This window comes from Microbulbifer agarilyticus S89, assembly GCF_000220505.1.
GTDB lineage: Bacteria > Pseudomonadota > Gammaproteobacteria > Pseudomonadales > Cellvibrionaceae > Microbulbifer > Microbulbifer agarilyticus_B.
In genome coordinates this window covers 1-14,784 of record NZ_AFPJ01000009.1, presented here as the reverse complement: position 1 = coordinate 14,784, position 14,784 = coordinate 1, and the positions used below count along the sequence as shown (strand labels likewise).

The window sequence follows — 14,784 nt, the reverse complement described above, 5'->3', positions numbered from 1 at the left end:
CGTTTCTGTAAACGGGTTTGCGGTTGGCGATCTGGAGAACTTATGACAATTACAACTTCACTGGAAGGCAAGGTCGCACTGGTTACCGGCGCCAGCCGAGGAATTGGCGCGGCAATTGCAGATCTGCTCGGTGCGCAGGGCGCGACCGTAATCGGTACAGCCACAAGTGCCGGCGGTGCCGAAAAAATTTCTGCACGTTTTGCTGAAAAGGGCATCCAAGGTTGCGGCAAAGAACTGGACGTAACCAATGTGGAAAGTATTGCCGGTGTTTTGGAAACCGTGAAAGCAGAGTTCGGCGCGCCCACCATTTTGGTGAATAACGCGGGGATTACCAAAGATAACCTGCTCATGCGCATGAAGGATAACGAGTGGGATGACGTTCTGAACACAAACCTGACCGCCGTTTATCGAGTCAGCAAGGCCTGCCTGCGCGATATGACGAAAGCGCGCTGGGGCCGCATTATCAACATCAGCTCCGTGGTTGGTAGCATGGGTAATGCGGGCCAGAGCAACTATGCGGCAACAAAAGCTGGTGTTGGTGGCTTTGCCCGCGCACTCGCGGCGGAGGTTGGTTCCCGCGGTATTACGGTGAATACCGTTGCACCGGGATTTATCGACACCGACATGACAAAAGTCTTGCCGGAAGCGCAGCGTGAAGCGCTGCTGAGCAAGATTCCACTGGGCCGTCTCGGCGCACCAGAGGAAATCGCCTCCGTTGTTGCATTTTTGGCCAGCGATGCAGGTGGTTATGTGACCGGAGAGACCATCCAGGTGAATGGTGGCATGTATATGGGTTGATTTTCTTTCGAGAAAGTCGACATAACTGATTGATTGGTAAAGAAAAATTTATCATTCAATGGTTGCTGTGAGGCGGTGCATTACATCCCGAAAAAATCAGGGTACAATGCCGCCTCGCATTAACCGTTAGCTGTGTAAGCCGGTTACTGAATCGTCAAAAATGACGAATAAATTTTAAGCAGTGACCAAATTAGATTTTTATCCACTAGGAGTTAAATTGAATCATGAGCAGCATTGAAGAGCGCGTAAAAAAGATCGTTGCTGAACAACTGGGCGTGAAGGAAGAAGATGTAAAACCTGAAGCATCCTTTGTTGAAGATCTGGGCGCTGACTCCCTCGACACTGTTGAGCTGGTGATGGCTTTGGAAGAGGAATTCGAGACCGAAATTCCGGACGAAGAAGCTGAGAAAATTACCACCGTTCAGCTGGCCATCGATTACATCAACCAGAACCTGGGTTGATTCCTGCTGGATAGCTTAAGTAGCGCGTGACCAAATACACGTTACTTTTACCACCAGTGCCAAGCGCACTGGTCGGTATAAAAGCTTTACGAGAGCCGTTCTATGTTGCATAGCGCGGCTCTCGGCATATTTGAAACTTGATAAATTTGCGACCGATAACGGCAATAGGGTTACGGCGCATAGTATTTATATCGGGGAGACATCAGTGTCGAAGAGAAGAGTCGTTATTACCGGTATGGGCATGGTTAGCCCTCTGGGCAACACCCTTGAAGATACCTGGTCTGCTTTGCTGGCAGGTACCAGTGGTGTAGTGCCGATTGACACATTTGATGTTTCTGCATTCAGCACACGCTTTGCAGCGACAGTGAAAGAGTTTTCACCGGAACCTCATATCCCAGCGAAAGAAGCCCGCAAAATGGACGTGTTTCTGCAGTATGGATTGAGTGCCGGTATTCAGGCCATGGAAGACAGTGGCCTGGAAGTATCTGAAGAAATGGCGCCAAAGGTCGGTGCCTGCATTGGATCTGGCATGGGCGGTATTGCCGCCATCGAAAACAATGCGATGTTGATCGCAGAGAAGGGGCCGCGCCGGGTTTCTCCCTTCTTTGTACCGGGTGCCATTATCAATATGGTCGCCGGCAACCTGTCGATCAAATACGGAATGAAAGGCCCGAACCTTTCAACAACAACCGCATGTACCACGGGTACCCATGCGATCGGCCTGGGCATGCGCACCATCCAATATGGCGACGCCGACGTGATGGTGTGTGGCGGCGCCGAGATGGTTACCACTCCGGTTGGTCTCGGTGGTTTCTGTGCCGCGCGCGCACTCTCCACACGTAATGATGACCCTCAGGCAGCCAGCCGCCCCTGGGACAAAGACCGTGACGGTTTTGTATTGGGTGAGGGCGCAGGCGTGTTGGTACTGGAAGAGTATGAGCACGCCAAGGCGCGTGGAGCAAAGATTTACGCAGAGCTGAGTGGCTTTGGCATGAGTGGTGATGCACACCATATGACGTCACCACCCGAAGACGGTGCAGGTGCAGCGCTCTCCATGTCAAATGCGCTTAACGACGCGGGCCTCGATCCTGCGGCCATTCAGTACATCAATGCACACGGCACCTCAACGCCGCTGGGCGACAAAGCAGAAATTGCGGCCGTACGATCCGTGTTTGCGGATTCACTGGATGCGCTGGCGGTAAGCTCCACCAAATCCATGACCGGTCACCTGCTGGGCGCTGCTGGCGCGATCGAAGCGATTTTCTCGGTGAAATCGATTCAGGATCAGGTCGCACCACCGACCGTCAACCTCGATAACGTCGATGAAAACTGTACCGGTGTCAATCTGGTGCCGCATAAAGCGCAGGAAATGAAAATTGATGCCGTACTATCCAATTCATTTGGGTTTGGCGGTACCAATGGCTCGCTGATTTTTCAGCGCGTTTAACTGTGCAATGCGCAATAGAGCGGCTGTGTTGTAGCAGACCGCTCTATTGCCGCCTTCCTTAGATCCGTGACGGATATCCACCCTTTCTTTCTTTCCGCTGCTGGTGAGCTGAAAACGCTCATGCCGGATAGTGCGTTCCAGTTTGGCGTGTTGGAAACCATGCGAGCCGGCCACGGCAAGATCCCGTTGTGGGCGTTTCACCGTGCACGTCTGCAGCGCAGTGCTTCGCCGTCACCGGAGACCCTGTCTGCAATCAATGATGCTTTGGAACAGGTGACCTCGCGTACACGCGATTGGCCGCAAGGTGCTCGGGTAAGGTTGCGTTACGGCGTGCGGCTAGGCGGCAATATGGATGCCCCGGTATGGGACCTGCGTGTGGAGCCGCTGGAGCACACCTCCCCATGGCGCAATGGCGTACTGTTGGGCTTGTGTCGCACCAGAGTAACCGCTGCTGCCACGCATTCGCCGTTTGCACCTAGCTTTGACAGTTTGGGAGCTAGTTTGGGGGGTAGTTCAGAGCCGACTGAACTCCACGGCTGTAAATTACTCGTAAGAGATGTCTATAGTCAGGCCGCAACCGAGTGGCCGGCGCGCGCAACCAACGGCGGGCCATTGGTCGAACCGGTGCTGATGGCCCCAGCCGGCGCGGTGATTGAAGGATCACGAAGCAATCTGTTGTTGCGGATCGGCACCGAGTGGAAAACACCTCGCCTGGATCATTTTGGGGTGCGCGGGGTCATGTTGCGCTGGCTGGCCGGTCAGGTTCAAATCAGCGAAGATACGCTCTATCCAGCAGATTTGGCGAATGCCGATGAGCTCGCGATCTGCAACAGTGTGCGGGGGGTAATCCCAGCGCAATTGCTGGCGGAAACTCCGGAGGAATTTCACAAGGATTCCACAGCCCGAAGGCCAGTGCGTGCAGGGCGCGACACACGCATGCTGCAAGCGTTAATTTCGGAAAAGTTATGGTAGCGAAGAAAGAGAATCGTAAAAAAGCTTCCTCGAATTCAGGCAAGGGAAAATCCTCGAAGGGGTCCACTCTTGGCCGCCTAGTCCGCGCTGTACTTGTACTGCTCGTGCTCGGCGTCGTTACCGGCGGCGCATCCTTGTGGTTCATTAACAGTGCGCTTGTTGCACCGTTATCCGTTCCCGCGCAGGGGCTGAGGATGGATGTGGAGACCGGCAGTAATCTCTCGCGTGTCGTGCATGGACTTGCTGCAGACGGCGTGGTGAAACACCCGCGCCTTGTGCTGGGTTACGCTCGAATTAAACAACTTGGCCATATTCACCCAGGCGAATACATGATCCCTGCGGGTAGTAACGCCATGGATTTGGTCGCACGACTGAACCGGGGGGATGTCACCCGCTATCGTGTAACTCTGGTCGAAGGATGGACATTCCAGCAGGCTCTCAACCAGATCCGTGCTTCGAGAAAAATTCGCGCAACGGACGCCGGCGCTTCGGTGCAATCCGCCGCGCAAGCTTTGGGGATAGAAGGTAACCCGGAAGGCCAGATTTTCCCGGACACCTATATCTATCGCTCCGGTACCAGCGACTTGGATTTGCTGCGCCAGGCGAATCAGCGTATGAACACGGTACTGGCGGAAGAATGGGAAAAACGTGGCAATGACCTGCCGTATGACAGCCCCTACGATGCTTTGATAATGGCGTCCATCGTGGAGAAAGAGACCGGTGTGCCGTGGGAACGGGATGAAATCGCCGGCGTTTTCGTCCGTCGCCTGGACAAGGGTATGCGCCTGCAGACCGACCCGACGGTAATCTACGGGATGGGTGAAAGATACGATGGCAATCTGCGCCGCACGGATTTGCGCCAGCACACTCCGTACAATACCTACGTAATCAGCGGAATGCCGCCCACGCCGATCGCGTTGCCAGGGCGGGAAGCCATTCACGCGGCATTACACCCCAAGCCAGGAAAGAGCCTGTATTTTGTCGCCAAGGGGGATGGCTCGCATTACTTTTCCGAGACGCTGTCTGAGCACAACAAGGCGGTGCGCGAGTATCAGCTGCGGCGTCGTTCGGATTACCGTTCGAGCCCTGGAAAAGTACAAGAAAATTAATGAAATGGTGGCCCGTTCGACGGCCGGAAAATCAATGAGCGATCAACCAAACGGTAAGTTTATAACCCTGGAAGGCGGAGAGGGCGTAGGCAAGTCCACGAACCTTCGCTTTATTACCCAGTGGCTGACGGAGCAGGGGATTCCGTTTATCCAAACGCGGGAGCCTGGAGGCACCCCCCTCGCGGAACAGCTGCGCAACCTGCTACTGGAAAAGCGCGAGGAAAGGGTAGACCCAACAGCAGAGCTGCTGATGGTCTTTGCGGCCCGCGCGCAGCATTTACAGCGCGTGATACTGCCCGCGCTTGCGGACGGAAAATGGGTTATTTGTGACCGTTTTACCGACGCGACTTACGCATACCAGGGGGGCGGTCGCGAGCTAGACTGGAACCTGATTGCGCAGCTCGAACAAACCGTTCAGGGCGACCTGCGTCCGGATCAGGTTCTGTTGCTGGATGTCGACCCGGAAATTGGCCTGCAGCGTGCCGCCAGTACTGGTGAGGCAGACCGCTTTGAGAGTGAGCAGATTCACTTCTTCAACAAGGTCCGTGCGGCCTACCTCAACCGAGCACAAAGTGCCCCGGATCAATACACGGTAATTGATGCTTCAGTGCCACTTGAACAGGTTCAGAAGAGCCTTGCGCAGGCGCTGGGCCAGATTGCGAGTGCGCCATGACAGCGGTAGCAGCAGATTCCGAGGGTTTCGCACAATCGCAGATTCCATCGCCACTGCCATGGCAGGCGGCACAGTGGCAGCGCTTGGGCGCACAGTGGGTTGCAGGGCGCTGCCCGCATGCACTTTTGATCAGTGGTCAATCCGGCCTCGGTAAGCGCCGTTTCGCCGAGGCGTTTACCGCGCTGCTGTTGTGCGACCAGCCCCGTCACGGCCTGGCTTGCGGCGAATGCCGCGGTTGCCAGCTGCGTGCTGCGGGCTCGCATCCGGATTTTACCCGCGTGGTGCCGGAGAAAGAGCAGGGGCCACTGAAGGTTGAGCAGATTCGTGAGCTGGGCGAATTCGTTGGCCGCACCAGTGGCCGGGAAGGCGCCCGTGTTGTGCTGCTCGCGCCCGCCGAGGCGATGAATGTGAACGCCGCAAACGCACTGCTAAAGAATCTCGAGGAGCCGTCGGGATCGGTCATTTTCCTACTCATAACGGATCATCCTTCCGGTCTGCTGCCAACCATTCGCAGCCGCTGCCAGACAATCGCTTTTCCGATTCCGCCGCAGCAATCCGCCTTGCGCTGGCTGCGCGAAAGCGGCATTGAAAACGAAGACGCCGATAGCGCACTCAATCTCGCCGGTGGGGCACCGCTGCTGGCAATTCGCCTGATGGAACCGGAAGCGGAAGAGACCCGGCAATCATTCTTTGCAGACCTTGGGGCGCTAACGCGGGGTGATGAAAACCCGGTGGTGCTGGCCGGCAAATGGGAAAAGCCTGCTGAAGGCGCCGACCTGAATATGCTGCTGCAGTTCTGGCAGAGCTGGGTTGCTTTGATGTTGAAGTCCCGCAGTACCGATGTCGCTGCGGACCCCAAGATCATGGGCTTGCTGCAGCGACTGCCGGGCACAGGGCCCGAGAGCATGCGGCCCGTATTTGGATTCTACGATCACCTGCTCAAAGCACGCGCGTTGCTATCTGGCAACAGTAACCCGAACAAGCGACTACTGCTGGAAGAACTGATGATTCGCTGGGCGGGGCTGTTCCGCTGATATTGCACAGGAATGTGGACAGGTTGCTGGCCATCGAGGTAAGTTAGCACGACAATTCCTATACGGTCGTCGGCTCTACACAGGGTTAGGGTTTCAGGCGAGCGGTTAAATAATGTACAAGAAGTGGCGTATGGCCAAATCGTCCTTTGGGGTGGAAGGTTATGCGCAACCGCGGTGGGGTTTAGCATGAAAGGTATGGGGGGCGGTGCCCGTAACGGCATCCTGTCACTGAAGATCCAAGACAAATCCGTGTTGTATGCGGCGTACATGCCGTTCGTGAAGAACGGTGGTCTGTTTATCAATACCGACAAATCGTACAGCCTGGGTGACGAAGTTTTCCTGCTGTTGAGCCTGATGGATGAACCGGAAAAGCTCCCGGTGGCCGGAAAGGTCGTCTGGATTACTCCCGGTGGAGCGCAAGGTAACCGCACTCCGGGCATTGGTATTCAGTTTAGCGACAAGGAAAATACCGCGCAGAACAAAATTGAAACGCTGCTGGCAGGCTCCCTGGAGTCGAGCCGGCCAACGCACACCCTGTAACGCAGTCCCGCTGGATCGATACGCCGGGCCATTTGGCCTGGCTGTTGCCCTCCCACAAGCCGTTGTATTACGCGCGCCTCGCTAGACAGGCATATCGCTGGCCAGGGCTGTATAATCGCCCGCTCAATTTCCCTGATTCAATTTCCCTGCTTCGTCATTTCGAACGTAGGGCGATAGGCTGTGATTTATGCTGGTAGATTCTCATTGTCACCTCGACAGGCTCAAACTCGATAAGTTTGACGGTGACCTGGACGCAGTTCTGGACCTTGCGCGTAGCCGCGGGGTGAGCAAATTTCTCTGTGTGGGCATTAGCCTGGAGAATGCCGACCAGGTGGTTTCCATCGCCAATACCTATCCCGACGTGGTCTGTTCCGTGGGTGTGCACCCGCTGGACGTGGATTCCGGCCTTGCCGATGTCGACAAACTGAAGCGCCTGTCGGCACAGCCCAACGTAGTGGCACTCGGTGAGACCGGTCTGGATTACTACTACAGCACCGAAACCCGGGAAGTGCAGCAACAAAGCTTTGTTGCGCATCTTCAGGCTGCGGGGCAAGTCGGCTTACCTGTCATCGTGCATACCCGTGATGCTCGCCAGGACACCATCGACCTGATTAAACAGCATGGCAGCCGTGAGCATGCGGGTGTTCTGCACTGTTTCACCGAATCCTGGGAGATGGCCAAGGCGGCATTGGATCTGAACTACTACATCTCCCTCTCGGGCATCGTGACCTTCAAAAATGCCGAAGAACTCCGCGAAGTAGCCAAGCAGGTACCGCTGGATCGCCTTCTAGTGGAGACGGATTCTCCGTACCTCGCGCCGGTTCCCCACCGTGGCAAACCGAATATTCCCGCCTATGTGCGTGAGGTTGCCGAGTTTATTGCCGATTTGCGCGGACTGCCTTACGAAGAGCTTGCCCACATCACTACTGAAAACTTTTACCGACTGTTTCCTCGCGCCGCATAAACCCGGCCGGGCTGATTTTAGGAAATAACTATGTCTCAACAACAACTGGAGACCATGCTGGCCCTGCAGGACGCCATCAATACGGTCGTAAATGAGAATTGGCGTGCGCAGAATTTCGCCTGGTATCGCGCGATCTGGGTGGAGAGCGCCGAACTGTTGGATCACTACGGTTGGAAGTGGTGGAAAAAGCAGGAGCCGGAAATCGAGCAGGTTAAGCTGGAGCTAGTGGATATCTGGCATTTCGGCCTGAGCCTGGAGTTGCAGCAGGGCGCCCCTGAGGTAGTTGCGAAAGAAATGCAGCAGCAGCTCGCAGCGCTTGATGTCAGCGCTGGCGACTTCAGGGAAAACCTTGAGGCCTTCACCCTGAAAACGCTCGCCACCAAGCAGTTTGACCTGCCTGGGTTTGCACAATTATTAGCCGACTGTTCGATGGACCTGGATGAACTTTACCGCCGCTATGTCGGCAAGAATGTCCTGAATCGCTTCCGGCAGGATCACGGTTATCAGGATGGCAGCTACCAGAAGCAGTGGCAGGGCAGGGAAGACAACGAGCACCTGGCGGAGATTGTTCAATCTTTAGACGCCGCAGCAGAAAATTTCAGTGTTCAGTTGTATGAAGCCTTAAAAGTTCGTTATCCGGGCACGAAAAAGGATTTGGCGTAATTAATTTGGTCTCTTTTGTATAGAGATATAGACCAAAGGATAATGAAATTAATTTGCCAGGCCCTATAATGCTCGCGCCTGAAAACAACGGAGATACATCGTGAAAGCACCTGTTCGTGTTGCAGTTACCGGCGCCGCCGGTCAGATCAGCTACTCCCTACTGTTCCGCATCGCTTCTGGCGAAATGCTGGGTAAGGATCAACCAGTTATTCTTCAGCTGCTGGAAATCACTCCTGCTCTGGAAGCGCTGAAAGGCGTAGCGATGGAACTCGAAGACTGTGCCTTCCCGCTGCTGGCAGGAATCGTTCAGTCCGACGATGCAACCGTTGCCTTTAAAGACGCCGACTACGCACTGCTGGTTGGCGCGCGTCCGCGTGGCCCTGGCATGGAGCGTAAAGACCTGCTGGAAGCCAACGCTGCAATCTTCTCTGCACAGGGCAAAGCTCTGAACGACGTAGCTTCCCGCGACGTGAAAGTACTGGTGGTGGGCAACCCGGCCAACACCAACGCCCTGATCGCCCAGCGCAATGCGCCTGATCTGGACCCGCGTAACTTCACCGCCATGACCCGTCTGGACCACAACCGTGCCCTGACTCAGCTGGCGAACAAGACCGATTCCACCGTCAACGACATTACCCACATGACCATCTGGGGTAATCACTCTGCGACCCAGTACCCTGACCTGCACCAGGCCAAGGTCAATGGCGAAGACGCCATGGGTAAAGTAGAGCAGGAGTGGTACGAGACTGACTTCATCCCGACTGTTCAGCAGCGCGGTGCGGCGATCATCAAGGCGCGTGGCGCTTCCTCTGCAGCTTCCGCAGCCAATGCCGCTATCGACCATATGCGTGATTGGGCCCTGGGTTCCGCCGAAGGCGACTGGACCAGCATGGGTGTTTACAGCGATGGTTCTTACGGTATCGAGAAAGGCCTGATCTACTCCTTCCCGGTTGTTTGCAAAAACGGCGACTGGGAAATCGTGCAGGGCGTAGACATCAATGATTTCTCTCGCGAGAAGATGACTGCGACTGAGCAGGAACTGGCTGAAGAGCGTGATGCTGTAGCGCACCTGCTGCCGTAAGCTTTTACGCAAGCGAGTAAAAGCCACAAAAAAACCCGCACCTTGGTGCGGGTTTTTTGTTTCTGCCAGCGCATTTTGCTGGCAGAAACAAGTTAGAACTTCGCGTTGCGCGGTGTGCGCGGGAAGGGGATTACATCGCGGATATTGCCCATACCGGTAACGTAAGACACGATGCGGTCGAAGCCCAGTCCAAAGCCTCCGTGCGGAACAGTACCGTAGCGACGCAGGTCGCGGTACCAATCCAGGTGCTCTTTCGGAACATCCATTTCGTCCATGCGCGCATCCAGGCGATCAAGGCGCTCCTCACGCTGTGAGCCACCGATGATCTCACCAATGCCCGGGGCCAGTACGTCCATGGCTGCCACGGTTTTACCGTCGTCATTCATGCGCATATAGAAGGCCTTGATGTCCTTCGGATAGTTCAACACGATGACCGGCTTTTTGAAGTGCTTCTCGGCAAGATAGCGCTCGTGTTCGGAGGCCAGATCGATACCCCAGGAAACCGGGAATTCGAATTTCTCTTTGCAGTTTTCCAGAATCTCGATGGCATCGCTGTAATTGATACGCGCGAAGTCATTATCGACGATGTTCTCCAGGCGCGAGATGGCTTCTTTATCAATACGCTGAGCAAAGAACGCCATGTCGTCGGCACGCTCGGTCAGAACCGCACGGAAAATGTACTTGAGCATTTCTTCGGCCAGATTGGCGCAGTCGGCCAGATCGGCAAATGCGATCTCCGGCTCCACCATCCAGAACTCCGCCAGGTGACGGGTGGTGTTGGAGTTCTCCGCGCGGAACGTCGGGCCAAAGGTGTAGACCTTGGAGAGCGCAAGGCAGTAGCTCTCTACATTCAGCTGGCCAGACACGGTGAGGAAGGTTTCTTCGCCGAAGAAATCCTCGCCATAGTCCACGTCACCCTTGTCAGTCAGCGGCAGGTTGGTCTGGTCCAACGTGCTTACGCGGAACATCTCACCCGCACCTTCACAGTCAGAAGCCGTGATGATTGGGGTGTGCACATAGTTAAACCCGCGCTCGTGGAAGAAGCGGTGCACGGCCTGCGCAATGCAGTTACGTACGCGCGCAACCGCGCCACTGACGTTGGTGCGAGGGCGCAAGTGTGCATGCTCGCGCAGGTGCTCCATGCTGTGACGCTTGGGAGACATGGGATAGGTGTCTGGATCTTCTACCCAACCGACCACAGTCACACTGCTGGCCAGCAGTTCGATCGACTGCCCTTTACCCTCAGACGCCTTGATCGTGCCTTCAATGTCGACGGCACAGCCTGTGGTGAGGCGCAGAATTTCAGACTGGTAGTTGTTGATGTCGGCTTCCACGACCACCTGAATCGGGTCGAAACAGCTGCCGTCGTGCACGGCGAGAAAGGACAGGCCCGCTTTGGAATCACGACGGGTACGGATCCAACCCTGGATACGGGCGGTTTCACCTTCCCGCTTGGTGGACTTCAATAGTTTTTCGATGGACTCAACTTGCATGATGGTGCTCTTGTTGTCGTTCGCGCATGCCGGGTTAGGTTTCATTCAGCCATGGGTGTGCCGGAAACGGGGCAGGCGGTTAGTACACGCGGCTTTTGGACGCGTATTCCCGCCGCATCTTGCCCCCTGAGTGCGGGAAAATCTACCCCTGAAACGCCGGTTGTGGCCAGGAAGCACAGGTCGCGAGAATGGGTGGCAGGAGGGGCACCCGAAATTCCGGTCGCCGGTGCCGCCACAGTATAGAAGCCCACGTCTGGACAAACTGACTCTTGGTTCAGTTTTGCCCTGTCCTACACTGAAAATATCACAGTGATGGATGATGTACTCATGGTCAAAGAAGTCGGCGGCGCGCGCGGGCGTCGGGCCTGTATCCTTCTCGCGCCCAATCAATCCCTATCCTTTGCCGGCAACCTCTGGGTGTTCATTTCCCTGGTAGCGGTTTCCCTGGGTATCAGTATCGCGTTTGCGCTGGCAGGTGCCTGGATGGTCATTCCCTTTGCCGGCCTGGAAATGCTTTTGCTCGGAGCCCTGTTTGGCTACGTATATATGGAAGGTACGCGCCGCGAAGTAATCCGCATAACCGATGAGCGCGTAGTGCTGGATACCAGCCGCGGTAATCTCGAGCGGCCGGTGTACCACACCGAGTTTGACCGCGACAGCCTGGCGGTGCTGGTACGGATGGGGGCGACGCCAGCCGAGCCCACCGCCGTGACTTTCAGTGGGCCTGAGGGCTGCCTGGAGGTGGGTGAGTTTCTGACGGATGCGGAAAAGGCGGCGCTGGTTGAAAAGCTCGGCACCTGCGGCTTGCGCGCGCGCAAAGAACAGAGCTTCCGCCTGCAGGACTTTTGATCTCGCAGGGGCGAATACCGTAAACCGTATTCAACAATATCGCCGCGCAAGATCGCGCCCCTTGATAATCTAGATATAATCTTCGCCAGACGCATGCGCTCTTGCTAATCCAGCACGTATCCAATACTGCGCGTGTTATTTTTGTAATAAGGGGAGGCACCATGGCACATCCAAAGATCGGCAATCTCGCACCAGTATTTACCCTGAAGAATCAAAACGGCGAGAAGGTTGCATTGAAAGACTTTCGGGACAGTAAAAATGTCGTGCTGTATTTTTATCCGAAGGCATTGACCCCAGGCTGCACCACGCAGGCATGCGGAATTCGCGACAGTGCAAAGGAATTCGCCAAGCGTGACACCGTTGTCTTTGGTCTGAGCCCAGACCCAGAAGCCAAACTGCAGAAATTTATTGATAAGTACGAGCTGAATTTCGACCTGCTTGCGGACGAAGACCACAAGATCGCCGATAAATATGGCTGCTGGGGTCTCAAGAAGTTTATGGGCAAGGAGTACATGGGATTGATCCGTACTACCTTTATTATCGATAAAGCGGGGCGTCTGCAGCACATCATCGATAAGGTGAAGACGAAAACCCACCACGATGATGTCCTCAACTGGATTGATGAAAACCTGGCCTGAACGCACGGAAGGACCCCGGTGGCCCCGGGCTTGGCCCTTTGGGGCCATAGCTGGAAGGGCTTTCCTCGGGGGCGCTGCATTCTTTTTGTGGATTACTTAAAAAAAATTGCCTGTCGCCCCTTGCATTATCCCTAGATGGTCTATACTGGCTTGTGTAAAGGAGCGCCGCTCAAACGTTTTGCCCAGGGCGATTGAGTGTGGTGCGAGGAAGCAGTACAAAAATCGTTCACTCTGGGTAGGCTTCGTTGCTTGTTTTTCAGGTGCGCCCAGCACCCAAGGTTGTAGTCAGCGATTGCTGGATTTGTAAACACACATCAAATCGGCAATAGTGCTGGCGGTGGTAAAAAGGGTCTCGCAGGAAGCGGGCGTAGAACAATAACCGCGGCTCAAGGAATCCATAAAGGAGCAGCTCAATGAATCACATTCAGCCAGATCAGGCTTCTTTGTCAGAAGACAAACCATTGCAGCAGGCGCGTCTGTCCGGTGATCCGAACATTCTCGACCAGTTGCTGGCACCACCGGAAGCGACCAGCTTTGGTATTGCCGCCCGTGTAATTGATGTGCTGGAACAACGGATTGGCAAGGCATCCCTGGCGATTCGCCCGGTAGCCTCCGATCTCAGCATGTCGACCCGCACCCTGCAGCGCCGTTTGCAGGAGCACAACCTCAGTTTTGCTTCCCTGCGGGATCACGTCCGTTTCCGTCATGCGGTACATTTTTTGAAAGACACTGCACTGAGTGTCGACGGTATCTCCCGCATCCTCGATTTCTCTGACAGAACCAGCTTTACCAGTGCGTTCAAGCGCTGGACCGGAATGTCACCCACCGGGTACCGCCGGCAAGTTCGTCAGCGCTATTAATCGGCAACCATAGATCCCTCGCATCACACGATCCAGAGCCCGCAATTGCGGCGCTCTGGATTGCCTCATTTTGTCAAAGCCGTTAGAGTTGTGCCCCAGAATTTGACTGACTCTATTGAGGTTTAGACCATGGATTTCTTTATTCCTGCTGCAATGGCACAAGAGGCCGCACCGGCTCCTCAGGGTAACCCGCTGATAACCCTGCTGATGTTCGGCGGCTTGTTTGTATTCATGTGGCTGTTCATTATTCGTCCGCAGCGTAAGCGCCAGAAAGAGCATCAGGAGCTTGTGGGTGCGCTGAAAAAGGGCGATGAAGTGGTAATGACCAGCGGCATGCTGGGCCGTGTCGAGAAAGTCGACGACGATTACCTGATTCTGGAAGTGGCGGACAACATGAAGCTGAAGTTCCAGAAAGTTGCCGTACATGCGGTACTGCCTAAAGGCACCATCAAAAATATCTGAAGACATATGCTTCGCCTTGGCCGCACGCTAAGTGGTCTGAGGGAAGCAGTGGAGCTTCACACGCAAAACCCGGTGATCGCCGGGTTTTTTTGTTAGTAATACGCAAACCATAATAAAAAGGGAAGTTGACTGTGACGATTGCTTACCCGCCGCGAGAGCGGCTTGCGAACCTGCCCACGCCATTACAGCCACTTGATCGTATTACCGAGCGGTTCTCGAAGCCATTTAACGGTCCGCGTATTTGGGTCAAGCGGGATGACATAACCGAGAGCGCAATGTCTGGCAACAAGCTGCGCAAGCTTGAGTTTATTGTCGCCGAAGCCAAGAGGATTGGGGCGGATACGCTCATCACGTGCGGAGGTGAGCAGTCGAATCATTGTCGTGCCACCGCACTTGCCGCCGCACGGTGTGGTCTCCGTGCCCACGTCTTACTGAGACAAAGCCGGCCACAGAGTAAGCTCGAGGATGCGCCGGACGGAAATCTCCTCGTGGATTACCTCGCCGGTGCCCAGGTGAGCCTGTATCCATTACAAGAATACCTTTCCCGACTTCCCGAGCTATTCCAGGAGTGGGAGCAGCACTATCTCGCGCAGGGTCGCAAAGCACTCTCGATCCCTACCGGTGGTAGTGATGGACTCGGTGTGTGGGGTTATATCGCTGGTGTCGAGGAACTCATCCAGGATTGCCAGCGTGCAGGATTTTCTCCAGAACATCTTGTGTGTGCGAGTGGCAGCGGGGGC

Annotated in this window: 17 protein-coding genes; 16 read left to right on the top strand and 1 reads right to left on the bottom strand. The window is 55.3% G+C overall.

The genetic code is table 11. The features are described from left to right. Nucleotides 1-42: 42 nt before the first annotated feature. From fabG to AS89_RS0102555, 11 genes are all read left to right on the top strand, one after another. Nucleotides 43-798, top strand: coding sequence for a 3-oxoacyl-ACP reductase FabG (gene fabG, locus AS89_RS0102605; protein WP_010130752.1), 756 nt, complete (start codon nt 43-45; stop codon nt 796-798). Between the two features lie 224 nt (nt 799-1,022). Further along, the gene (gene acpP / locus AS89_RS0102600; RefSeq protein WP_010130751.1) at nt 1,023-1,259 is read left to right on the top strand and encodes an acyl carrier protein; all 237 of its coding nucleotides are present in this window, start codon (nt 1,023-1,025) and stop codon (nt 1,257-1,259) included. A 205-nt stretch (nt 1,260-1,464) separates the two neighbouring features. Next, the gene (gene fabF, locus AS89_RS0102595) at nt 1,465-2,706 is read left to right on the top strand and encodes a beta-ketoacyl-ACP synthase II (protein WP_010130750.1); all 1,242 of its coding nucleotides are present in this window, start codon (nt 1,465-1,467) and stop codon (nt 2,704-2,706) included. A 120-nt stretch (nt 2,707-2,826) separates the two neighbouring features. Next, nucleotides 2,827-3,678 (top strand): aminotransferase class IV, encoded by an 852-nt coding sequence (locus AS89_RS0102590; protein ID WP_010130749.1) that lies wholly within the window; start codon nt 2,827-2,829, stop codon nt 3,676-3,678. Further along, nucleotides 3,672-4,787 (top strand): endolytic transglycosylase MltG, encoded by a 1,116-nt coding sequence (mltG, locus tag AS89_RS0102585; RefSeq protein ID WP_081475651.1) that lies wholly within the window; start codon nt 3,672-3,674, stop codon nt 4,785-4,787. Before AS89_RS0102590 ends, mltG begins: the two co-directional genes overlap by 7 nt. Nucleotides 4,788-4,821: 34 nt before the next feature. Then, a complete protein-coding gene (tmk, locus tag AS89_RS0102580) occupies nt 4,822-5,460 on the top strand; it encodes a dTMP kinase (RefSeq protein ID WP_010130747.1) in 639 nt (212 codons plus the stop codon). Then, nucleotides 5,457-6,494: a DNA polymerase III subunit delta' gene (locus AS89_RS0102575; RefSeq protein ID WP_010130746.1), complete on the top strand. Its 1,038-nt coding sequence runs from the start codon at nt 5,457-5,459 to the stop codon at nt 6,492-6,494. The genes tmk and AS89_RS0102575 overlap by 4 nt, the downstream gene beginning before the upstream one ends. A 186-nt stretch (nt 6,495-6,680) precedes the next feature. Beyond that, on the top strand, nt 6,681-7,034 hold the full coding sequence (locus AS89_RS0102570; RefSeq protein WP_010130745.1) for a PilZ domain-containing protein: 354 nt from the start codon (nt 6,681-6,683) through the stop codon (nt 7,032-7,034). 187 nt (nt 7,035-7,221) lie between these two features. Then, nucleotides 7,222-7,998 (top strand): TatD family hydrolase, encoded by a 777-nt coding sequence (locus tag AS89_RS0102565; RefSeq protein WP_010130744.1) that lies wholly within the window; start codon nt 7,222-7,224, stop codon nt 7,996-7,998. 30 nt (nt 7,999-8,028) lie between these two features. Continuing rightward, nucleotides 8,029-8,661, top strand: a complete 633-nt coding sequence (locus tag AS89_RS0102560) for a dUTP diphosphatase (protein ID WP_010130742.1) — start codon at nt 8,029-8,031, stop codon at nt 8,659-8,661. A 100-nt stretch (nt 8,662-8,761) separates the two neighbouring features. After that, entirely contained in the window at nt 8,762-9,742 is a 981-nt protein-coding gene (locus AS89_RS0102555; protein WP_010130741.1) for a malate dehydrogenase, read from the top strand. A 92-nt stretch (nt 9,743-9,834) separates the two neighbouring features. Here the strand turns inward: AS89_RS0102555 and asnS are convergent, their stop codons facing one another. Next, on the bottom strand, nt 9,835-11,235 hold the full coding sequence (gene asnS / locus AS89_RS0102550; RefSeq protein WP_010130740.1) for an asparagine--tRNA ligase: 1,401 nt from the start codon (nt 11,233-11,235) through the stop codon (nt 9,835-9,837). Nucleotides 11,236-11,547: 312 nt separating this feature from the next. On the opposite strand from asnS, the gene AS89_RS0102545 reads away from it, so the two are divergent. The 5 genes from AS89_RS0102545 to AS89_RS0102525 all read left to right on the top strand — a co-directional run. Continuing rightward, entirely contained in the window at nt 11,548-12,084 is a 537-nt protein-coding gene (locus AS89_RS0102545) for a DUF2244 domain-containing protein (protein WP_010130739.1), read from the top strand. A gap of 161 nt (nt 12,085-12,245) precedes the next feature. Then, complete coding sequence (gene bcp, locus AS89_RS0102540) at nt 12,246-12,722, top strand: thioredoxin-dependent thiol peroxidase (RefSeq protein ID WP_010130738.1); 477 nt, start codon at nt 12,246-12,248, stop codon at nt 12,720-12,722. 413 nt (nt 12,723-13,135) lie between these two features. Next, nucleotides 13,136-13,582: a helix-turn-helix domain-containing protein gene (locus AS89_RS0102535; protein ID WP_010130737.1), complete on the top strand. Its 447-nt coding sequence runs from the start codon at nt 13,136-13,138 to the stop codon at nt 13,580-13,582. 129 nt (nt 13,583-13,711) lie between these two features. Then, nucleotides 13,712-14,044: a preprotein translocase subunit YajC gene (yajC, locus tag AS89_RS0102530; RefSeq protein WP_010130736.1), complete on the top strand. Its 333-nt coding sequence runs from the start codon at nt 13,712-13,714 to the stop codon at nt 14,042-14,044. A gap of 131 nt (nt 14,045-14,175) precedes the next feature. Continuing rightward, a partial coding sequence (locus tag AS89_RS0102525) for a pyridoxal-phosphate dependent enzyme (RefSeq protein WP_010130735.1) occupies nt 14,176-14,784 on the top strand: 609 nt, incomplete at its 3' end.

Bases quoted from the DNA above. Each gene is read 5' to 3' on its own strand.
- mltG (WP_081475651.1), top strand. From the start codon at position 3,672: ATGGTAGCGAAGAAAGAGAATCGTAAAAAAGCTTCCTCGAATTCAGGC.
- yajC (WP_010130736.1), top strand. From the start codon at position 13,712: ATGGATTTCTTTATTCCTGCTGCAATGGCACAAGAGGCCGCACCGGCT.
- tmk (WP_010130747.1), top strand. From the start codon at position 4,822: ATGAGCGATCAACCAAACGGTAAGTTTATAACCCTGGAAGGCGGAGAG.
- AS89_RS0102590 (WP_010130749.1), top strand. From the start codon at position 2,827: ATGCCGGATAGTGCGTTCCAGTTTGGCGTGTTGGAAACCATGCGAGCC.
- fabG (WP_010130752.1), top strand. From the start codon at position 43: ATGACAATTACAACTTCACTGGAAGGCAAGGTCGCACTGGTTACCGGC.
- AS89_RS0102535 (WP_010130737.1), top strand. From the start codon at position 13,136: ATGAATCACATTCAGCCAGATCAGGCTTCTTTGTCAGAAGACAAACCA.
- AS89_RS0102570 (WP_010130745.1), top strand. From the start codon at position 6,681: ATGAAAGGTATGGGGGGCGGTGCCCGTAACGGCATCCTGTCACTGAAG.
- AS89_RS0102545 (WP_010130739.1), top strand. From the start codon at position 11,548: ATGGATGATGTACTCATGGTCAAAGAAGTCGGCGGCGCGCGCGGGCGT.
- AS89_RS0102565 (WP_010130744.1), top strand. From the start codon at position 7,222: ATGCTGGTAGATTCTCATTGTCACCTCGACAGGCTCAAACTCGATAAG.
- acpP (WP_010130751.1), top strand. From the start codon at position 1,023: ATGAGCAGCATTGAAGAGCGCGTAAAAAAGATCGTTGCTGAACAACTG.
- AS89_RS0102560 (WP_010130742.1), top strand. From the start codon at position 8,029: ATGTCTCAACAACAACTGGAGACCATGCTGGCCCTGCAGGACGCCATC.
- bcp (WP_010130738.1), top strand. From the start codon at position 12,246: ATGGCACATCCAAAGATCGGCAATCTCGCACCAGTATTTACCCTGAAG.
- asnS (WP_010130740.1), bottom strand. From the start codon at position 11,235: ATGCAAGTTGAGTCCATCGAAAAACTATTGAAGTCCACCAAGCGGGAA.
- AS89_RS0102575 (WP_010130746.1), top strand. From the start codon at position 5,457: ATGACAGCGGTAGCAGCAGATTCCGAGGGTTTCGCACAATCGCAGATT.